Raw genomic sequence first — 17080 nt, forward strand, 5'->3', positions numbered from 1 at the left:
CCTCCGTGCCGATCTTCTTCGGCCTGCGCGTTGCGTCAGCACTGCTGTTGCTGAAATTGTCGGCGAGCTATCTGCCGGTGCACGGCTTCACCGTGTTCGCGCAACTGATGGCCTTCTCAGCCTTGCTCAACTTGATAGCCATAGGCGGAACGCAGAACGGCGTCATTCGCCAAGCCGCCGCGGCAAGCGATGCCGGTGCTTTGGCCCGCGTATACGGTGCCGCGCTGGCGATCTGGGCCGCGGCGGTGCCGCTCATCGGGCTTCCGGTCGCGATCGGCAGTCGCGCGATTTCCAGCCTATTGGTCGATACGTCCCGGGCATGGGTCGTCGTCATCTCGATCGCTGCGTTCGCACTGTTCGCGGGGCCGGGTCAGATCTGGTGCAGTCTGCTATCGGGGCGGCGGCATCCGACTCAGAGTTTGAGCGCACAAGCGGCGGGGCTGGTCGCGGGGACGGCGGCGGCGGCTTGGTTCATCGCGCACGGCGAGGCGGCCCGGGCGGCGCTGTGCTTCGCGGCGGGACCGTTGGCGACAATGGCCGTGGCTTTGCCAATGGTGCGGCTCTTCGGAATCGCACTTCTCGCTCGCCCAGCCAGAGCAGAGATGCGTGCGTTGCTGCATTATTCAGCGGCGATAGCGGCGACCACCGGCTTCGCGGCTGTCACCCTGTTCGGGCTCCGATCGATTTATCGCGATAGCTTCGGCGCGACCATGCTTGGGTACTGGATGGCGGCGAACCGCATCTCCGATCTCTCGACGCAGTTTCTAGGACTGTTCCTGCTGCAATTCTATGTGCCGCATCTGGCAACCGTTACCGACGCTGCGGCGCGGCGCCGGTTGATCTTGCGATGCGCGGGCGTTGGAGCGGGAGCAATGGGGCTCGTGATCCTGTCGTTCTCGCTGCTTTCGGGACCGCTGGTCCATCTGTTTCTTTCGAGGGCGTATCTGCCAGCGGTCCCCTTCATTCGCGCCTATATGATCGGCGACTTGATGCGCGTGTTCGTGTCGCTGGCCATGTTCACCGCGTTCGCGAAGGGGCGACCAGCGCGGTACGCGGCAATCGAGATTGGTACGCTCGCGATGATGGCGGTGATCGCGTTAGTGTTGATCCACGCTGGCGATCCGCGTGCGCCGCAGTTTTCCTATGCAGGCGCATACGCCTTGAGCGCAGTCCTGGCGGCCGCGCTCTTTTTCTGGCGGGGAGATCATGGGCTGACGGCATCGAGCACGGTGGCGACGCCGTGACGAACGTCGAACACCTGTTCGAGACACCGCTGCGCAGCGTCACCGATCGTGGCGCTCAGTGACGGATCGGTTGCGAGGTGTTGAGCCTTGCGGTGGAAGCCCTCCGCGTCGCCAAAAGGCACGGCTCGACCGACCTGGTAGCGATCGAGAATCGCGATGAAATCGCTGCCGTGCTCGACCGCAGCGACGATCGGCAGGCGCGCGCGCAGATAGTCGATCGTTTTGGACGGGATGCTGAAGGAGGTCACGCCCGGCACGGTCGCCACCATCCCCACGTCGCACGCGCCAAGCAGATCGAGATATGAGTCGCGCGATAATGGTGGGCGGTAGAATACGTTCGCCTGCACCGCGGCCCGTTCGCGTATCATAGGGGCGAGACGCCCGTCGCCAACAAACAGATAGGTCAGCGGCGCCTCTTGGGTGAGACCGAAGACGGCCGCGTCGAGCATTTGCTCGAATCCGCGACCTTCGACCAATTGGCCACCAAATACCGCGATGGGCCCTTCTTTCGGCAAGGCGTAGCGCGCGCGAATTGCCGCACGATTGACTGGCGGTGGAGCGGCAGTCTCCCCCCATATCGGAGCGACCAAGACCTGCTGGCCGTCCCGCAGGCGGTAGTGCTCCCGGAGATAGTCGGCGTTGCCCGGTAACGTACAGATGAGCGCGGTGAAGTGTCCGAGCAGCCGTTGCTCCCAGCTGCGGGCGGCTTGGTAGACCAAGCCGCCCGGCATCCGCCCGATCTCGCGGTGATGGTCGGGGAAAAAGTCCCATATGAACAGCAAGCGGCGCTTGATACCCGCGCGCCGGATCAGCGGCAGCAGCGGAGCGATCGCGACCGCCGGCATCCACGCAATCACTGCATCGAAGCTCGGCAGATCGAAATGGCGCCAAGCCGCGCGCGCGGCGTGACGACCGCTCAGCACGAACTTGCTGGCGTTGCGGACGAGTTCACCTGGGCCGGCAAGCGCACGTGGGGCGACCCGGACGATGCGGATGCCGTTCGGGGATGAAAGCACCCGTGAGCGCCCTCCGGGTGGGGCGCTCCAGTCGAGATGTAGTACCTCGACCTGGTGCCCCGCCGCGACCAATCCATCGGCAAGCTCGGTGGTGAGGCAGGACTGGCCCGGCTCGACCGGAAACTGCATCGCGACCATCAGGAAGCGCATAGCCGCGCTACCCTTCTTTCCAGACGGTCCGCCGCACGTAATCGGTATAGCTGAGGATGATCCGGACGATCTTTTCGGATACGTCGGGCACCGCATATTCGGCCGGAAGCATTGGTGGTCCGGCGCGTTGCGCGAGAATTTCCAACGCCTGCAATACCCGCTGGCGGCCCACCCCAGTGATCATCACCGCCGCGCTTTCCATCGCCTCCGGCCGTTCGTGCGCATCGCGAATGTTCAGCGCGGCGAAGCCGAGGATCGCCGCTTCCTCGCTGATCGTGCCGCTGTCCGACAGCACCGCGCGGGCGTGCAACTGGAGCGCGTTGTAATCGAGGAAGCCAAACGGTTTCATGATCCGCACCCGGCGGTCGAAGGTAACCCCGAGCGCCTCGATCCGGGCGCGAGTGCGCGGGTGCCCGCTGAACAGGATCGGCTCATCATACGCTGCCGCGACCGCACCGAGCATGTCTGCCAGGGCGGCGATCCGCCCGTCCGAATCGACATTCTCCTCGCGGTGGCAGCTCACGACGAAATAGCGGCGGCGCTCAAGGTCAAGGCGGTGGTGCACGTCCGATGCGTCGATTCCCGGCCGGTAGTGACTCAATACCTCGAACATCGGGCTGCCGGTCTTGATTATACGATCGGCGGGCAAGCGTTCGGCGAGCAGATATTCGCGCGCGATCGACGAATAGGGTAGGTTGATGTCGGCAGTGTGATCGACGATGCGGCGGTTTATCTCTTCGGGAACGCGCTCGTCGAAACAGCGATTGCCGGCCTCCATGTGGAATACCGGGATGCGCCGACGCTTGGCCGGGATCACCGCCAGGCAGGAATTGGTGTCGCCAAGCAGCAGCACTGCGTCAGGCTTGACCTCGGCGAGCACCTTGTCGGCGGCGATGATGACCTTGCCGATCGTTTCCGCCGGCGTGTCGCCCGACGCGTCGAGGGAATGGTCGGGCAGGCGAAGGCCGAGCTCGTCAAAGAAAATCCGATAGAGCTCGTGGTCGTAATTCTGGCCGGTATGGACGACGACATGGTCGGTCAGCCGGTCGAGCGCGGGCATCACACGCGACAGGCGGATGATCTCGGGTCGGGTCCCGAGGATCGTCATCACCTTCAGCCTGGCGACCGTCATAGCGGCATCGCGAAGGTGTCGGGGCGGCCACGATTGAATACCTCATTGGCCCAAACGACCGCGACGAGTTCGTCCTCCCCGATATTGGTCACGTCATGCGCCCAGCCGGGAACCGTCTCGACGACGACGGGGTGGGCAGCCGACGTTACGATTTCGTGCGTCGTCCCGCTCAAGATGTGACGGAACCGGAAACGCGCCCGGCCGTGGACGACAAGGAATTTTTCGACCTTGGCGTGATGGTAATGACCGCCGCGGGTCACGCCGGGAGGCGAGTTGAAATAGGATATCTGGCCGCTCGCGGAGGTCTTGAGCATCTCGACGAAGCTGCCGCGCGGGTCGGTGTGCGCGACGAGCGGATAGCTGAACGCGGGCTCGGGAAGGTAGGAGATGAAGGTCGTGTAGAGCGCCCGCTCCAACCCTACGCCGACAGCGCCGACTTCGCCCTCGCCGCGGCGATCGGCGAAAGCGCGGATCGTGTCCGCCGCCTCGCCGACTGTCGTAGTGTGAACCTTGTCCGGCTCGACGAGACCGGTTGCGGGCGATGGCGACGCCATTAGCGCGACCCACTGGTCAATCAGATCATCGACATGAAGCAGCGAAAGCGGCGCGGCTGGATCGTCGATCCGGACGGGCAACCCCCGCGCGATGTTGTGGCAAAAAGTCGCGACCGCCGAATTGTAATTGGGTCGTGCCCACTTCCCGAAAACGTTGGGCAAGCGCCAGACCGACACGGCCACCGAGTCGCCCAATTCGAGCAGCGCTCGCTCTCCGGCCAGCTTGCTGCGGCCGTAATCGGTGTCCTCGACCGCCTTGATCGACGAACTGACGACAACCAGCGGCTTTGAAGCGGCGGCCCTGATCGCGTCGGCGACCCGGGTCGAGTAGTCGTGATTGCCGCGGAAAAATTCGGCGGGATCGCTGGCGCTATTGACGCCCGCGAGGTGGAACACGATCGCGCTCGCCGCCAACGCTTCGCAAGCCTCCGGCTCTGGCATCCCGCGCGTGACCGGCAGCACGGTATGACCCAACTCACGTAGTCGCACTGCGAGATTGCCCCCGATGAATCCGTCGGCGCCGGTGATCGCGACCGTCGCGGTGTCAGCTTTCATCGATCGCTTCTCCCGCCAGCAGGCCCCGCACATAGGGCAGCGTGCGCAGGATGTCCGCCAACTCTTCGACTTCGAGCTGGCGCGTGTTGAGCGAGTTGAAATCGTCGGCGCGCGACACCTTTTCGCGACCGTCGCTGAAATAGGCGTCGTAGTTGAGGTCGCGGCCGTCCGGCGCGACTCGGTAATAAGAGTCGCAATCCTCGGCGACCGCCATCTCCTCGCGGCTGAGCAGCGTCTCGTGCTGCTTTTCGCCGTGCCGCGTGCCGATCACGCGGATCGGGTGGTCGCGCCGGTCCATCACCGCGAGCACTGCATGGGCAAGCTTCTCGATCGTAATTGCCGCCGCCTTCTGGACGAACAGGTCGCCGTTCTCACCGTGATCGAACGCGTAGAGGCACAGGTCCACCGCCTCATCGAGCGTCATCACGAAGCGAGTCATTCCGGGGTCGGTCAGCGTGATCGGCTGACCGCTCGACACTTGGCGCATGAACAAGGGCACGACCGACCCGCGCGACGCGAGCACGTTGCCATAGCGCGTCGCCGAGATCACCGTGTCGCTGCCCTCCGCCGATCGCGACTTGGCGATCGCGACCTTTTCCATCAGCGCCTTGGACATCCCCATCGCGTTCACCGGATAGACCGCCTTGTCGGTCGATAGGCACACGACGCGCTTCACGCCGTTCCGGATCGCGGCGTCGAGCACGTTGGCGGTGCCGGTGACGTTGGTCGCGACCGCCTCCATCGGGTGGAATTCGCAACTCGGCACCTGCTTGAGCGCGGCGGCGTGGTAGATGAAATCGACCCCGCGGCTGATCATCTCGATCGTCCGGGCGTCGCGCACGTCGGCGATGTGATATTTGATCCGCGGGTCGGCGAAGCGCAGCCGCTGATCCTCCTGCTTCTTTTCGTCGCGGCTGACGATGCGGATCTCGGCGATCGGCTGCTTGAGGAACTGATCGAGCATCGTCGTGCCGAACGAACCGGTCCCGCCGGTGATCATCAGCGTCTTGCCCGCGAAATCCCCCATGGCCAGAGCGCCCGGCGTCCTTTCCTTCGTCTCGGTTCGTCGAGCCCGGACATAGGTTCCCTGGCACGGCCCCGGCGTTCACGCGCGGGTTGAACTTTCGCCCGTGCCCCTAGCCACTAAACATCGTGGGTGAGCGGAGCAGCAGTGGAGCGCGTCGAGCGTCCCCGAAGCGGGGGCGAGCGTGAACCTGCCGCCGCCGCTCGCTGCGTTGCGCAGCTATGCCATGTCGCGGCCGCGCCCGGCCAAGCGCTGGATCGCGATGCTGGTCGATGCCAGCCTGTGCGCGATCACCTGCTACGCGTCGGTCATCCTGCGGCTGGGTTTCTGGCCCGAGCGCGATACGCCGTTCGGGTTGCTGGTCGCGGTGTCGGTGGCGATCGCCCTTCCGCTGTTCTGGGCGCTCGGCCTTTATCGCGAGATTTTCAGCCAGTCGGGACTGCGCGCGATCGTGGGCATCGCGCGGGCGTGTGCGATCTACACGCTGCCATTCGCGACGGTCTTCACCGTGATCAGCATCTTCGGCATCCCGCGCACGATCGTGCTGATCCAGCCGATCCTGCTGTTCGTAAGCATCGCCGGGTCGCGCGTGATCGCGCGCTACTGGCTGTTCGACGTGCAAGGCGCGCGCCGCGCGCCGCAGCGCCGCGTGCTGATCTACGGTGCCGGATCGGCGGGGCGTCAGCTCGCCGCCGCGATCGCGCAGAGCAGCGAAATGGCGGTGGTCGGGTTCTTCGACGACAATCGCGCGCTGACCGGCAGCGTGATCGACGGGCGCCGCATCCATTCGCCGATGCAGATGGCGGGGGTGGTCGAGCGGCTTGCGGCAGACGAAATCCTGCTCGCCATGCCCTCTGCGTCGCGAGCGCGACGCAACGAGATCATCGCCGACGCGCTGAGCGCCAACGCCCGAATCCGCACGCTGCCGGGGTTGATGGACATCGCGAACGGCCGGGTCGCGGTAACCCAGCTGCGCGATGTCGATATCGAGGATCTGCTCGGTCGCGCGTCGGTCGCCCCCGACCTCGACCTGATGCGCAATCATCTCTGCGGCAAGACGGTGATGGTGACGGGGGCGGGCGGTTCGATCGGCAGCGAGCTTTGCCGCCAGATCGCCAAGCTCGAGCCCGCGACCTTGCTGTTGGTCGAGATCAGCGAGTTCGGTCTCTACGAAATTCACCGCGAGCTGGCGGTGCGCGATCCGTCGCTGCGGGTCGTTCCGCTGCTCGGTTCGGTCTGCGACGAGCCGCGGATGGAGGAGATCGTCGGCACCTGGCGCCCGCAAACGATCTATCACGCCGCCGCCTACAAACATGTGCCGCTGGTCGAACACAATCCTGCGGAGGGCGTGCGCACCAACATCTTCGGCACTTGGGCGCTGGGTCGCGTCGCGGCCCGCTGGGGCGTGGCCGATTTCGTGCTGATCAGCACCGACAAGGCGGTCCGCCCGACCAACGTGATGGGCGCGACCAAGCGCATCGCTGAGATGACGCTGCAGGCGCTCAACCAGGTCTCGCCTGCCACCAGTTTCGCGATGGTCCGCTTCGGCAACGTCCTGGGCAGCAGCGGGTCGGTCGTGCCGCTATTCCGGCAGCAGATTGCCGCCGGCGGACCGGTGACGCTGACCGACCGGCGGATCACGCGTTATTTCATGACCGTGCCCGAAGCCGCCGAACTAGTGCTGCAGGCGGGCGCCATGGCGCGCGGTGGCGATGTATTCGTGCTCGACATGGGACAACCGGTGCGGATCGCCGACCTCGCGGCGAACATGATCGAGCTCGCCGGGCTGACCGTGCGCAATGCGGATAATCCGCATGGCGATATCGAGATCGTCGAAATCGGGCTTCGACCCGGCGAGAAGCTGTACGAGGAACTGCTGATCGGCAGCGATCCCGAGCCGACCGGGCATCCGCGCATCCTGAAGGGGGACGAATCGTTCGCGCCGATCGACGTGCTGCGCGCGCGGCTCGATCGGATCGCCGGACTGCTCGACGCCGACAGCCGGGCGATACTGATCGCGGCGCTGCGCGAACTGGTGCCCGAATTCCGCAGCGAAAACGGCGTCGCCGATTGGGTCCATCGCGAGGCAGCCGCCGCAGAACCGCTGCGATTGGCGACGGTCGCCTAGGCGGCCAACTCGGCGTAGAGGCGCCGGAACTGCATTGTCGTGAGATCGGCGTCCTGGTGCCTCGCTGCTTCCTGCGCGCCATATGCGAGGAGCATGCGCGCGTCCTCGTCCTCCGCGAGCTGCTCGATCGCCGTGCCAAGCCCCGCTCCGTCGCCCACCAACACGGAAATGGCCGCGTCCGGCGCCCAGTCGGCGATCAGGCCGACTGCCGTTCCGACCGTCGGCACGCCCACCACGCCCGCCTCGATCGCCGTGACTGGCCCGGTCTCGTGCCGTGAACTCATCACCAGCAGATCGGCCTGCTCGAACCAGGGGCGCATCTCGGCGTGCGGCATGAAGCCATGGAAAACGACATGATCGTCGAGCCCGAGAGCAGTGCAGCGCCGCTGGACCGCACCGCCCAGCGTATCGAGACCGATCATGTCGAGCCGGAACGCCACTCCGCGCTCGCGAAGCCGCACCATGGCCTGCAACAGAGTCTCCTGGTCCTTGACCCGATTGAGATTGGCGACGTGGAGCAGCCGTAGCTGTTGTCCCGCACCGCGTCGCTGCGGCGGCCGCAGCGGCCAGCGGTCGAGCGCGACCCCGATCGGGATGCAGGTCGCCTCGACACCGATCACGGCTGCCTCTGCCCGCATCCATTCGCTGCGGACGGTAATTTGCGCCGCGGTCGAAAGCGTGAAGCAAGTCCAGAAACGGCCGCGGCGAGTCAATTGCAGGCCATAGTCGATCTCGGGCAGCGCGATCAGATCCCCGCCGGGCAGCGACACGATCAGCGGGACGTGCGTCAGCCGAGCGAAAGCGGCGGCGGCGACGCCCGGCGCGCCGGCCCAGAATGCGTGGACGATACCGAAGCGCCCGCGGCGATGCTCCGCGAGCAAGCCAGCCAGCGTGCGCAGCCGCCTTGGTCGCGCGCCGGCGTTGCGTACTTCGGCGCCAAGCAATTGCCAGCGGCCCGGTCGTGGCTCCTGGCCGAGCGCGAAAACGTGCACCTCGTCGCCGGACCGCACCAGCCGCTCGATCAGCCACAACAGGCAGGGGATGACACGCTCGCTCCCCGACCGATCGACGCCGCCCGGCACGACGAGCGCGATCTTCATGCGCCGCGCCGCACGACGATTTCGTAGATCTCGCACAAGCGCGCGCCGACTCGATCGAACGACAAAGCGGATTCGAAGCGCGCGATCGCCTGTTGGCGCAGCTCGGCGCGCGGCCTTGCTGCGAGCGATACCAGCGCGTCCGCGAATGATTTGGCATCTCCGGGCGGCACGAGCGCGCCAATCGGCCCCGCTAGCGCGCGGAACGGCGCAATGTCGGTGACGATCGGCGTCGCGCCGCACGCCAGCGCCTCGATCAGGGCATAGCCCGATCCTTCGCGGTGGCTGCCGAGCATGAAGAAGTCCGCCGCGCGAAGCCGGCTTTCGATTTCGGCATGCGGCATGCGGCCGATCAGGTAGACTCGCTTGGCGAGGTAGGACGATTGCTCGATCCTCGTCCGCACCTCGGCGAGCAAGGGCTGGTCATGGAAACAGCAATATAGCTGCACGCGCGGCAACTCGCGCGTGGCGAGCTCGATTGCGTCGAGGATCGTCAGCGGATCCTTGTTGGCATCGAGCCGGCCGACCCAGAGCACCACCGGGTTTCCCGGCATATCGGCCGCTGCCGGGCCGTCGGCGATGAAATGGGTGGAGGATTCGGGGACGGCGAAGATCTGCGTATCGGTGCGAAGCTCGCCCGCTTCGATGAAGGCGCGGCCCTGATCCGAGCTGGTGAACGCCGCACCGGCGATGTCCCTCAGGCCCCTGCGGCGGCGCCATCCTCCCGCGCCCGCAATGCTGGCGTGATCCTGCACCAGCACCGGGATGCCCGTCCGGCACAACGCGCGGGCGTGGCGTGCGAAATCGAGACCGTTGAGATGGATGACATCGGGCGCGGCCTCGCGAACCGCGCGCGCCAGCCGTCCGGGGCGCAGGCCGGTAACTCTGCCCGGTAGGCACGGGTCGGCGACGAAGCGATAGGCGACCTGGTCGCGGACGATCTCGGCGTTGCGGTGGAACGCCTGGAATACCGACACGTTGGCGCCGGCACGATGCGTCGCCGTGGCGATATCGCCCAGGGTTGGCCAGTCATCGAGCAGCCGCTCGGGTTCGACCCGCTTCCGCGGCTGGACCACGTTGACCTGAGCGACATGGATCACGCGAATGCGTCGAGCAGCAGAGCGATCGCTACGCCCGGGTCGTCGGTCAGCGTCAGCCGCCACGCTCCCGCCGCGGCCAGCGCTTCAATCGCGGCGAGGTTTTGGTCGCGGAGCAGATCGAAACCGGGTTCCGCAGGACCGAGACGCTCGATCGCTTCGGCGGCACTGATCCGATCCAGCCGAACATGCGTTCCACGATCGAGCACGATCAGCCGCGCTCGATCGGCGTGGAGCGCGCTAGTCGTGCCAATCGGCACCGCGCGCTTGAGCTTCCCATTGCGCGTCCGCGCGAAATGCTCGCCGGTAGGCGCATCCTCGGGAAAGACGTGGATTGCACGGGGAAAGCCCCAGACGCGCAAGTCGGGGTCGAGCTCGACGTAGAGGGTGTCGTCGGACAATACCGGCAAACCCAAGCCAGCCGCTGCCAGCGCAAGCGTGCTCTTGCCCGAACCGCTCCGCCCAGCGAGCATCAGGAGGCGGTTCCCGATCATTACGCCGCTAGCGTGGACCGGCGGTCTCCCGTTCCGAGTCAGCAGGAAGAGGAGCAGGGTGTCGATCACCTCTTCGGCAAGTGCCGAAGGCCGGCCGAGCAATCGGTCCGGCACAATGCATTCGGCACACCGTGTCCCTGCATCTGCCCAGCCCGCGATTCCGCCGCCCGTCAGCGTCAGGCGTGAACCTTCGACACGGATCGCCGGACTTACATCATCGAATGGCGCATCGTCCCGCGTGAGCCGGATTTCGATGATCGGCTCAAGCGCCGGGGTCTCGACCCGCCAGTCGGCAAGCGCCGCGTCAGCGGTCGCGATCAGTTGGGGATCATCGGCAATGATGACGGTCGGAATACCAAGCGGGGCCAGCTCGACGCTCCAGCGCTCGCGGCAAACGGCGGGGCACGCCGCGTGATCCTGTTCGGTCATTCCAATTTCCTGATCCACGACGCCAAACAGCAATCCCGAATGCGGCCTTATTCGCCGCTCTCGACGCTGATCGCCGCCGCGCTGTTGCGACGCGACGGGCATCGCGTCGCCTTGTTCGACGCCACGTTCGCCGATGGCGTGGCCACGTTCGAGGCGATGCTCGACGCGGTGCGTCCCACTGTCGCCGTGGTCATGGAGGACAATTTCAACTTCCTGACCAAGATGTGCACCACCGCCCGCCGCGACAGCGCGCTGGCGATGATTCGCGCCGCCAGCGCGCGCGGCTGCCGAGTCGCCGCCAATGGTCCCGACGTCAGCGACAACCCGGCCATGTACCTCGGCGCGGGCGCCGACGCGGTGGTGTTGGGCGAGGGCGAGACTGCCTTGCTCGACCTGGTCAATCATTGGGAGCGCGGGACCGGCGATATCGACGCGATCGCCGGGCTGATCCTGCCCGATCTCGGCGCAACCCGGCCGCGTCGCGCGCAACAGGACCTCGATGCCTTGCCGCATCCCGCCTGGGACTTGCTCGATGTCGATGCGTATCGCAGCGTCTGGCTTGGCGCACACCGCGAGCTGTCGTGGAACATCGCGACTTCGCGCGGCTGCCCCTATGCCTGCAACTGGTGCGCGAAGCCCACCTTCGGCCGCCGCTACACCGTCCGCTCGCCCGAGGACGTGGTGTGGGAGATGGTCCGGCTGAAGGAAGAGGTCGCGCCCGACCATTTGTGGTTCACCGACGACATTCTCGGGCTCGATATCGACTGGACATGCGCCTTTGCCGAAGAGGTCCGGCGCCAGGACGCCGCAATCCCGTTCACGATTCAGTCGCGGGTCAATCTGATGACCGAAAAGAGCGTCGCCGCTCTGGCCGGCGCCGGTGCCCGCGAAGTCTGGCTCGGGGTGGAATCTGGGTCGCAAAAGATTCTCGACGCAATGGACAAAGGGACGACGGTCGATGCCGCCCGCACCGCGACCCGCATCCTGAAGGAGTACGGGATCAAGGCCTGCTGGTTCATTCAGCTCGGCTATCCGTCCGAAAGCTGGGAGGATATGATCGCGACCCGCGACCTGATCCGCGAGGAGGCGCCCGACGAAATCGGCGTGTCGGTAGCCTACCCGCTCCCCGGGACCGACTTCCACGATCGGGTTCGCGCGCAGCTCGGCCGGCAGCGCAACTGGAAGGATACCGGCGATCTCGCGATGCTGTTCCAGGGCACGTTCGACACCGCTTTCTATCGCAAGGTGCGTGATATGCTGCACCGCGAGGTCGAGACCGGCATCACCGATCATGCCGCCTGGGCGCAGCTCGAAGACACGATCCACGCCCACCGCTCGCCGAGTCCGTTCCGTATCGCTGCGGGGAGCTGATCGTGGCGTCGGCCGACCTGTCCCCGGCGGCGCGGGCGTTCGATGCGGTGGCCGACGTGTTCGACGTGCGCTTCACCCCATGGCTGAGCGTCGCGGCGCAACGGCGCGCAGTGCGTGACGAACTGCTCGCGGCATTTCCGCGCGGCGCGCGGTTGCTCGAAATCGGCGGCGGGACGGGGGAGGACGCCTTGTGGGTCGCCGATCGCGACCGCGAGGTAGTGATGACCGACGCCTCGCCGGCAATGGTGCGCGCTGCCGCTGCGAAGTTCGGCGGCCGCCCGGGGCTCAGCGCCCGGGTCGCCGCGGCGGAGGACCTGACGGCGATCGAAGGCCGTTTCGACGGCGCCTGGTCGAACTTTGCGGGGCTGAATTGTGTCGCCGACCTCTCCCCGGTGGGGAAGCAACTGGCGCGGCTGCTCCAGCCCGGCGCGTCGGCGATCCTCGTCGTGTTCGGCTCGTGTTGCGTGGGCGAGATGATCGTCGAAGCCGTGCGCGGACGCCCACGCAACGTGTTTCGTCGGTTCGCGCGTGGACCGGTCGCGGCTCGGCTCGGCGGGAACGACTTTACGGTTTGCTATCATCGCGCCCGCGGCATCCGGCAGGCGATGGCGCCGTGGTTCGACGATGCAGGCCGTCGCGGGATCGGCGTGTTCGTCCCGCCCAGCGCAGCGGAGCCACGGATCTCGCGCCACCCGCGCTTCCTTTCGGTGCTCGAGGCGGTCGACGAAGCGTCGGCCAGACCGCTCGCGATGTTCGGCGACCACATTCTCTATCGCTTCGTCCGCAACGCGGTGCCGGCGTGACCGACGCCGCGCTGGCGCGGTTCGGCGTCGCTTATGCGCAACATCGAGCAGCCGAGGGTCGGGGCTATGCCGGCGAGGACCTGCTGAGCCTGCCGTACCTCAAAACCGGTCGCTTCGCGCGGCAATGGGCGGTGCGGGCGCGCAGTTTCGATGCGTTCATGGCGCGCGTGTTGCGGCCGCTGTCGCCGGAGCGCGGGACGCTGACGGTGCTCGACTTGGGCGCCGGGAACGGGTGGCTCAGCTACCGCGCCGCGCATGAGGGCCATCGTGCGATCGCGCTCGATATTCGCGACGACGATGTCGACGGCCTGGGCTCCGCCGCCCCGCTGGTGGCGCGCGTGCCGGGGCGGATCGAGCGCGTGGTCGCTTCGTTCGATGCGATCCCGCTTCCCACTGCCAGCGTCGACATCACGTTGTTCAACGCTTCGCTTCACTACGCCACCGATCTGGCAGGCGTGCTCGGCGAGGCCGAGCGAGTGACGCGTTCGGGCGGGCGCGTCGTAATTCTGGATTCGCCGTTCTACGCGCGTGAGCGCCACGGCCTCGCAATGGTTGCCGAGAAGAAGGCGCAGTTCGCTGGCAGCGCGAAAGCGCTGATGGCGCTGCCCTTCATCGAATTTCTCACCCGCGATCGGCTGGCGGCAGCGAGCGACCTCCGCTGGCGGCGGCTCCGCGTGCGCTACCCGCTCGCCTACGAACTACGCCCGGTCCGCGCGATGCTTCGCGGCGGTCGCCCGCCGTCGCGCTTCGACATTTGGGTCGCTGAAAAGCCGTGATCCTGCTGATCAACCCGCGCGCGACCCGCCCGGCCAATCGCCGCTTCCCGCTGTCGGTAATGGCGGTGGGCGCGGCCTTGCCCGAACACCGCACTTGGGAGATCATCGACGGCAACCTACCGGGGGTCGACGTGCTGGCGACGGTCGCCGATTACGTCGAGCGGCAAGCCCAGGGCGGCGATCCGGTTACTGCGATCGCGCTGACCGTGATGCCCGGCCCGCAACTGGTCAACGCCGTGCCTCTGACCACGATGATCAAAACGCGTTTCCCACATATCCCGATCATCTGGGGCGGCAATTTCGCCAGCCTTTATCCTGAGCCAGTGCTCGACGCGCCGTATGTCGACTGGGTGATCCGCGGCCAGGGCGAGCACAGCTTTGCCGAGACGATCGACGCGATCGAGGGCAAGCGCGACCCAAAGACGATCGCGGGGCTGGCGTTTCGCGAGCCCGATGGGAGCCGCTTCAAGGCCCCCGAACGAATCTGGATGGGTCCTGACGATCTGCCCGACCCGCCGTATCACAAGATCGAGGTCGATCAGTATCTCCATCCGACCTTCCTCGGGCGGCGGTCGGGGGTGTATCAGGCGTCGATCGGATGCCCGTTCGGGTGCAACTTCTGCGGGGTGATCTCGGTCTTCGGGCGCCGCGAAAAGGTTCAGTCGCCCGCGCGCACCGCCGAGCATCTCGGCTTCCTCGCGCGCGAGCACGGGATGGACTCGGTCCATTTCTACGACAACAATTTCTTCCTCAATGAACCGCACGCGCGAGAGATTGCCGACGCGTTCCACCCGCTCGGGCTAAAATGGTGGTGCGAAGCGCGGGTCGATACACTCTCGCGCTTTTCCGACGACACCTGGCGCCGAGTGAACGCGGCGGGGCTGGCGATGGTGTTCTGCGGGGCGGAATCCGGGTCCGACGAAATCCTCCGGAAGATGAACAAAGGCACCACCACCGCTCAGATCGAGCAAGTCGCCGCCAAGTGCCGCGAGCACGGCGTTATCCCCGAATTCTCGTTCGTGTTCGGCGATCCGGACGAGCCCGAGCGTGAAATCGAGAACACGCTGATCTTCATCCGCAAGCTAAAGGCGATCAACCCGGCGATGGAGCTGATCAGCTATTTCTACACCCCGACGCCGCAACGCAAAGCCACCTATGGCGGCGTAGATGCGCTGGCGGGGACGCCGGCGACGCTCGAGGAATGGACCTCGCCCGAATGGGTCGCGTGGATGACGCACGAAAATCCGCACACGCCCTGGCTGGAGCCGCGGTTGAAGGCGCGGGTTGACGAATTCGAGCTGGTGCTGAAGAGCCGCTTCCCGTCAGTTCACGATAAGCGCACGCGTAAGTGGGGCAAGTTGCTGGGCCAGCTTGCCGCGACCCCGCGTTGGGCAAGCGGTAACTACGCCAATCCGAGGCTACTGCGACGTATCCGGGCGCTCGCGCGGATCGTGCCCGACGACAACCAGCTTTACGGGCATTTGCGGCCGGCGGCGGAGTGAGCGTCAGCGAGCGACCCGGCCCCGCGCCAACTGCCACAGCCGCGCCAGATAGATCGAGCGGACCTTGCCCCATCGGGCGCTCGGCGCGATGTCCGACGCCAGCTTTGCGGTCCAGCCGCCGAGCCCGCGAGTCCACATGAAATGCTCGGCAAGCGAATTTCGATCGACTCGATGTGCGCTCGACGGCGTGTGGCGCGAAACCACGGCCCGCGCGCGAGGCGGCGCTGCCCGGAAGCACGCGTCGAGCACGTCGTCTGGCACGATCCCCGGCGCCAGTTCCGCGCACAGGGCCAGCGCCGGAAATGCGTAACCGGTCGAATTTGTCCGCTCGGCGCGCGCAAGGAATTCCAGCCACGACAGCCGCCCTTCAGCGGTGTCCTTCCTGATCACGAAGATCAATTCGACCAGCCGGAGCAGCGTCAGGCTGTGGAGGCCGGTACCGGCATGAACGGCGAGGGCGAGGAGAAGCAACGGCTGGTCGAGAACACGCGCGCTGGCCAGGCCTTGCCAAGGCCGCGACGAGTGCATCGAATCGCCAAGGTCGAGCCGAGCACGCGGCGCGCCGGCATCGACATAGCGGTCGAGCGAATAGTGCAGGTCGATCGACCATGGATCGTCTTCATGGACGAACGATAACGACCGCGGCTCTGTCGACGCGCCGACCGGGCGCCAATTGCTTTCGAAACGCCCGCCACTCGATCGCGCAAGCCCAAGCGATTGCAGCACGCCTGCCGCAGCACCCGCGTCCCGTTCGCGGATCAACAGATCGACGTCCGATGCGGGTCGTGTCGCCCGGTCGGGGAAGTAGCTCAAGGCGGTATGCGCGCCCTTCAGGACCACGAGGTCAATCTTCTGAGCGGCAAAGGCGGCAGCGATCTGGCGGCCATGCGACAGCAGGCGCTCGTTTCTTAGGCGGTTGTGCGACAGATGCATGTCGAACGTTGACCGGACGCCCGCTGGCGCATCGATCGCCCCCTCGTGGAGCCACCACCCCACTAAGGGCCCAAGTCCGGACGTGTAGGCGGCAAGGCTCAACGCGGCCGGTTCGCCTTCGATCAGCGATGCCGAGCGGCCGTTCACGACATTACGAGCGATGCCTTCAAGCTGCGTCAGCGCAGCGCGCCATTCTACGGGATCGACCTCAGGCCACAGCCAGTTCGGACTGCCGCGTCTTCGCGCCCACTCCTTTCGCCGCGCGAATTCACCCGGCGCCAGTTCGTATTGCGGCAGCAAAGAAGTCATCGGGTGGATTGCCAGGATAGGATGTCGCTCCCGCCGCTCGATCGTGAGGCAAAGTACGGCCTAGTTCGAGTGAGTTCCGGCTGGCCGGGTGGTGGTTCAGGCGTCAGCTAGCGATGTAACGCTGCTCAGCTCGCGGCGGCGAAGATCAGATGCAGATCTGAGCCGCATTTATTGCAGATCATGAGTCTGCTGGATGCCGATGATCGTCAGCGGCTTCAAAAGTCGGAAAGATAGTTAGCCGCGGAGCTGGAGGGATTTGAACCTTGGATACGCTTCGCCACAGACCGCTTCTGCTGATCTGCGGTGATTGCTAGGTAACTGCTAGAGCCGGCGCGGCTCCCAACCCAAGCGCGCAGAGGTAGCGCTAAGTAATTGAAATTATTGGTCGGGGCGACAGGATTCGAACCTGCGACCCCCACACCCCCAGTGTGATGCGCTACCAGGCTGCGCTACGCCCCGACCGGCT

Annotated in this window: 14 protein-coding genes and 1 tRNA gene; 6 read left to right on the forward strand and 9 right to left on the reverse strand. The window is 66.0% G+C overall.

Features of this window, described 5'->3' with window-relative positions; translation table 11 throughout:
- Nucleotides 1-5 precede the first annotated feature (5 nt).
- Nucleotides 6-1244: a hypothetical protein gene (locus VH326_RS12980; RefSeq protein ID WP_329632259.1), complete on the forward strand. Its 1239-nt coding sequence runs from the start codon at nucleotides 6-8 to the stop codon at nucleotides 1242-1244.
- Here the strand turns inward: VH326_RS12980 and VH326_RS12985 are convergent.
- Genes VH326_RS12985 through VH326_RS13000 form a run of 4 tightly spaced genes read right to left on the reverse strand, consistent with a single transcriptional unit; the run spans nucleotide 1205 to nucleotide 5678 of the window.
- The gene (locus VH326_RS12985) at nucleotides 1205-2410 is read right to left on the reverse strand and encodes a glycosyltransferase family 4 protein (protein ID WP_329632260.1); all 1206 of its coding nucleotides are present in this window, start codon (nucleotides 2408-2410) and stop codon (nucleotides 1205-1207) included. The two genes, VH326_RS12980 and VH326_RS12985, sit on opposite strands and share 40 nt — an antisense overlap.
- 7 nt (nucleotides 2411-2417) lie before the next feature.
- Nucleotides 2418-3518, reverse strand: coding sequence for a non-hydrolyzing UDP-N-acetylglucosamine 2-epimerase (gene wecB / locus VH326_RS12990; protein WP_329632261.1), 1101 nt, complete (start codon nucleotides 3516-3518; stop codon nucleotides 2418-2420).
- 20 nt (nucleotides 3519-3538) lie between these two features.
- Nucleotides 3539-4651 (reverse strand): NAD-dependent epimerase/dehydratase family protein, encoded by a 1113-nt coding sequence (locus VH326_RS12995; protein WP_329632262.1) that lies wholly within the window; start codon nucleotides 4649-4651, stop codon nucleotides 3539-3541.
- Nucleotides 4641-5678: a polysaccharide biosynthesis protein gene (locus VH326_RS13000; protein WP_329632263.1), complete on the reverse strand. Its 1038-nt coding sequence runs from the start codon at nucleotides 5676-5678 to the stop codon at nucleotides 4641-4643. The genes VH326_RS12995 and VH326_RS13000 overlap by 11 nt, the downstream gene beginning before the upstream one ends.
- Nucleotides 5679-5859: 181 nt before the next feature.
- Here VH326_RS13000 and VH326_RS13005 point away from each other — a divergent pair, with 181 nt between their 5' ends.
- The gene (locus VH326_RS13005; protein ID WP_329632264.1) at nucleotides 5860-7803 is read left to right on the forward strand and encodes a nucleoside-diphosphate sugar epimerase/dehydratase; all 1944 of its coding nucleotides are present in this window, start codon (nucleotides 5860-5862) and stop codon (nucleotides 7801-7803) included.
- Here VH326_RS13005 and VH326_RS13010 read toward each other — a convergent pair.
- From VH326_RS13010 to VH326_RS13020, 3 genes are read right to left on the reverse strand one after another with little or no spacing between them, the layout of a single operon-like run.
- Nucleotides 7800-8903 (reverse strand): glycosyltransferase family 4 protein, encoded by a 1104-nt coding sequence (locus tag VH326_RS13010; RefSeq protein WP_329632265.1) that lies wholly within the window; start codon nucleotides 8901-8903, stop codon nucleotides 7800-7802. The two genes, VH326_RS13005 and VH326_RS13010, sit on opposite strands and share 4 nt — an antisense overlap.
- Nucleotides 8900-10000 (reverse strand): glycosyltransferase family 4 protein, encoded by a 1101-nt coding sequence (locus tag VH326_RS13015; RefSeq protein ID WP_329632266.1) that lies wholly within the window; start codon nucleotides 9998-10000, stop codon nucleotides 8900-8902. The genes VH326_RS13010 and VH326_RS13015 overlap by 4 nt, the downstream gene beginning before the upstream one ends.
- Nucleotides 9997-10920, reverse strand: coding sequence for a hypothetical protein (locus VH326_RS13020; RefSeq protein WP_329632267.1), 924 nt, complete (start codon nucleotides 10918-10920; stop codon nucleotides 9997-9999). The genes VH326_RS13015 and VH326_RS13020 overlap by 4 nt, the downstream gene beginning before the upstream one ends.
- Here VH326_RS13020 and VH326_RS13025 point away from each other — a divergent pair.
- Genes VH326_RS13025 through VH326_RS13040 form a run of 4 tightly spaced genes read left to right on the forward strand, consistent with a single transcriptional unit; the run spans nucleotide 10903 to nucleotide 15372 of the window.
- Nucleotides 10903-12291 carry a radical SAM protein gene (locus VH326_RS13025; protein ID WP_329632268.1) on the forward strand — a complete coding sequence of 463 codons (1389 nt, stop codon included), beginning with the start codon at nucleotides 10903-10905 and terminating at the stop codon, nucleotides 12289-12291. The two genes, VH326_RS13020 and VH326_RS13025, sit on opposite strands and share 18 nt — an antisense overlap.
- Nucleotides 12292-12293: 2 nt before the next feature.
- Nucleotides 12294-13094: a class I SAM-dependent methyltransferase gene (locus VH326_RS13030; RefSeq protein ID WP_329632269.1), complete on the forward strand. Its 801-nt coding sequence runs from the start codon at nucleotides 12294-12296 to the stop codon at nucleotides 13092-13094.
- On the forward strand, nucleotides 13091-13870 hold the full coding sequence (locus tag VH326_RS13035) for a class I SAM-dependent methyltransferase (RefSeq protein WP_329632270.1): 780 nt from the start codon (nucleotides 13091-13093) through the stop codon (nucleotides 13868-13870). Before VH326_RS13030 ends, VH326_RS13035 begins: the two co-directional genes overlap by 4 nt.
- Nucleotides 13867-15372 carry a B12-binding domain-containing radical SAM protein gene (locus VH326_RS13040; RefSeq protein WP_329632271.1) on the forward strand — a complete coding sequence of 502 codons (1506 nt, stop codon included), beginning with the start codon at nucleotides 13867-13869 and terminating at the stop codon, nucleotides 15370-15372. The genes VH326_RS13035 and VH326_RS13040 overlap by 4 nt, the downstream gene beginning before the upstream one ends.
- A 3-nt stretch (nucleotides 15373-15375) precedes the next feature.
- Here the strand turns inward: VH326_RS13040 and VH326_RS13045 are convergent, their stop codons facing one another.
- Together VH326_RS13045 and VH326_RS13050 are read right to left on the reverse strand one after the other, a co-directional pair.
- Nucleotides 15376-16614 (reverse strand): nucleotidyltransferase family protein, encoded by a 1239-nt coding sequence (locus VH326_RS13045; protein ID WP_329632272.1) that lies wholly within the window; start codon nucleotides 16612-16614, stop codon nucleotides 15376-15378.
- A gap of 382 nt (nucleotides 16615-16996) precedes the next feature.
- Nucleotides 16997-17073, reverse strand: a tRNA-Pro gene (locus VH326_RS13050).
- Nucleotides 17074-17080: the final 7 nt, after the last annotated feature.

The sequence above is a fragment of the Sphingomonas sp. genome (genome assembly GCF_036269755.1).
In the GTDB taxonomy this organism is placed as follows: Bacteria; Pseudomonadota; Alphaproteobacteria; order Sphingomonadales; family Sphingomonadaceae; genus Sphingomonas.

Excerpts from the sequence above, each read along its gene's own strand:
- VH326_RS12985 (WP_329632260.1), bottom strand. The coding sequence starts at position 2,410 with ATGCGCTTCCTGATGGTCGCGATGCAGTTTCCGGTCGAGCCGGGCCAG.
- wecB (WP_329632261.1), bottom strand. The coding sequence starts at position 3,518 with ATGACGATCCTCGGGACCCGACCCGAGATCATCCGCCTGTCGCGTGTG.
- VH326_RS12995 (WP_329632262.1), bottom strand. The coding sequence starts at position 4,651 with ATGAAAGCTGACACCGCGACGGTCGCGATCACCGGCGCCGACGGATTC.
- VH326_RS13000 (WP_329632263.1), bottom strand. The coding sequence starts at position 5,678 with ATGGGGGATTTCGCGGGCAAGACGCTGATGATCACCGGCGGGACCGGT.
- VH326_RS13010 (WP_329632265.1), bottom strand. The coding sequence starts at position 8,903 with ATGAAGATCGCGCTCGTCGTGCCGGGCGGCGTCGATCGGTCGGGGAGC.
- VH326_RS13020 (WP_329632267.1), bottom strand. The coding sequence starts at position 10,920 with ATGACCGAACAGGATCACGCGGCGTGCCCCGCCGTTTGCCGCGAGCGC.
- VH326_RS13045 (WP_329632272.1), bottom strand. The coding sequence starts at position 16,614 with ATGACTTCTTTGCTGCCGCAATACGAACTGGCGCCGGGTGAATTCGCG.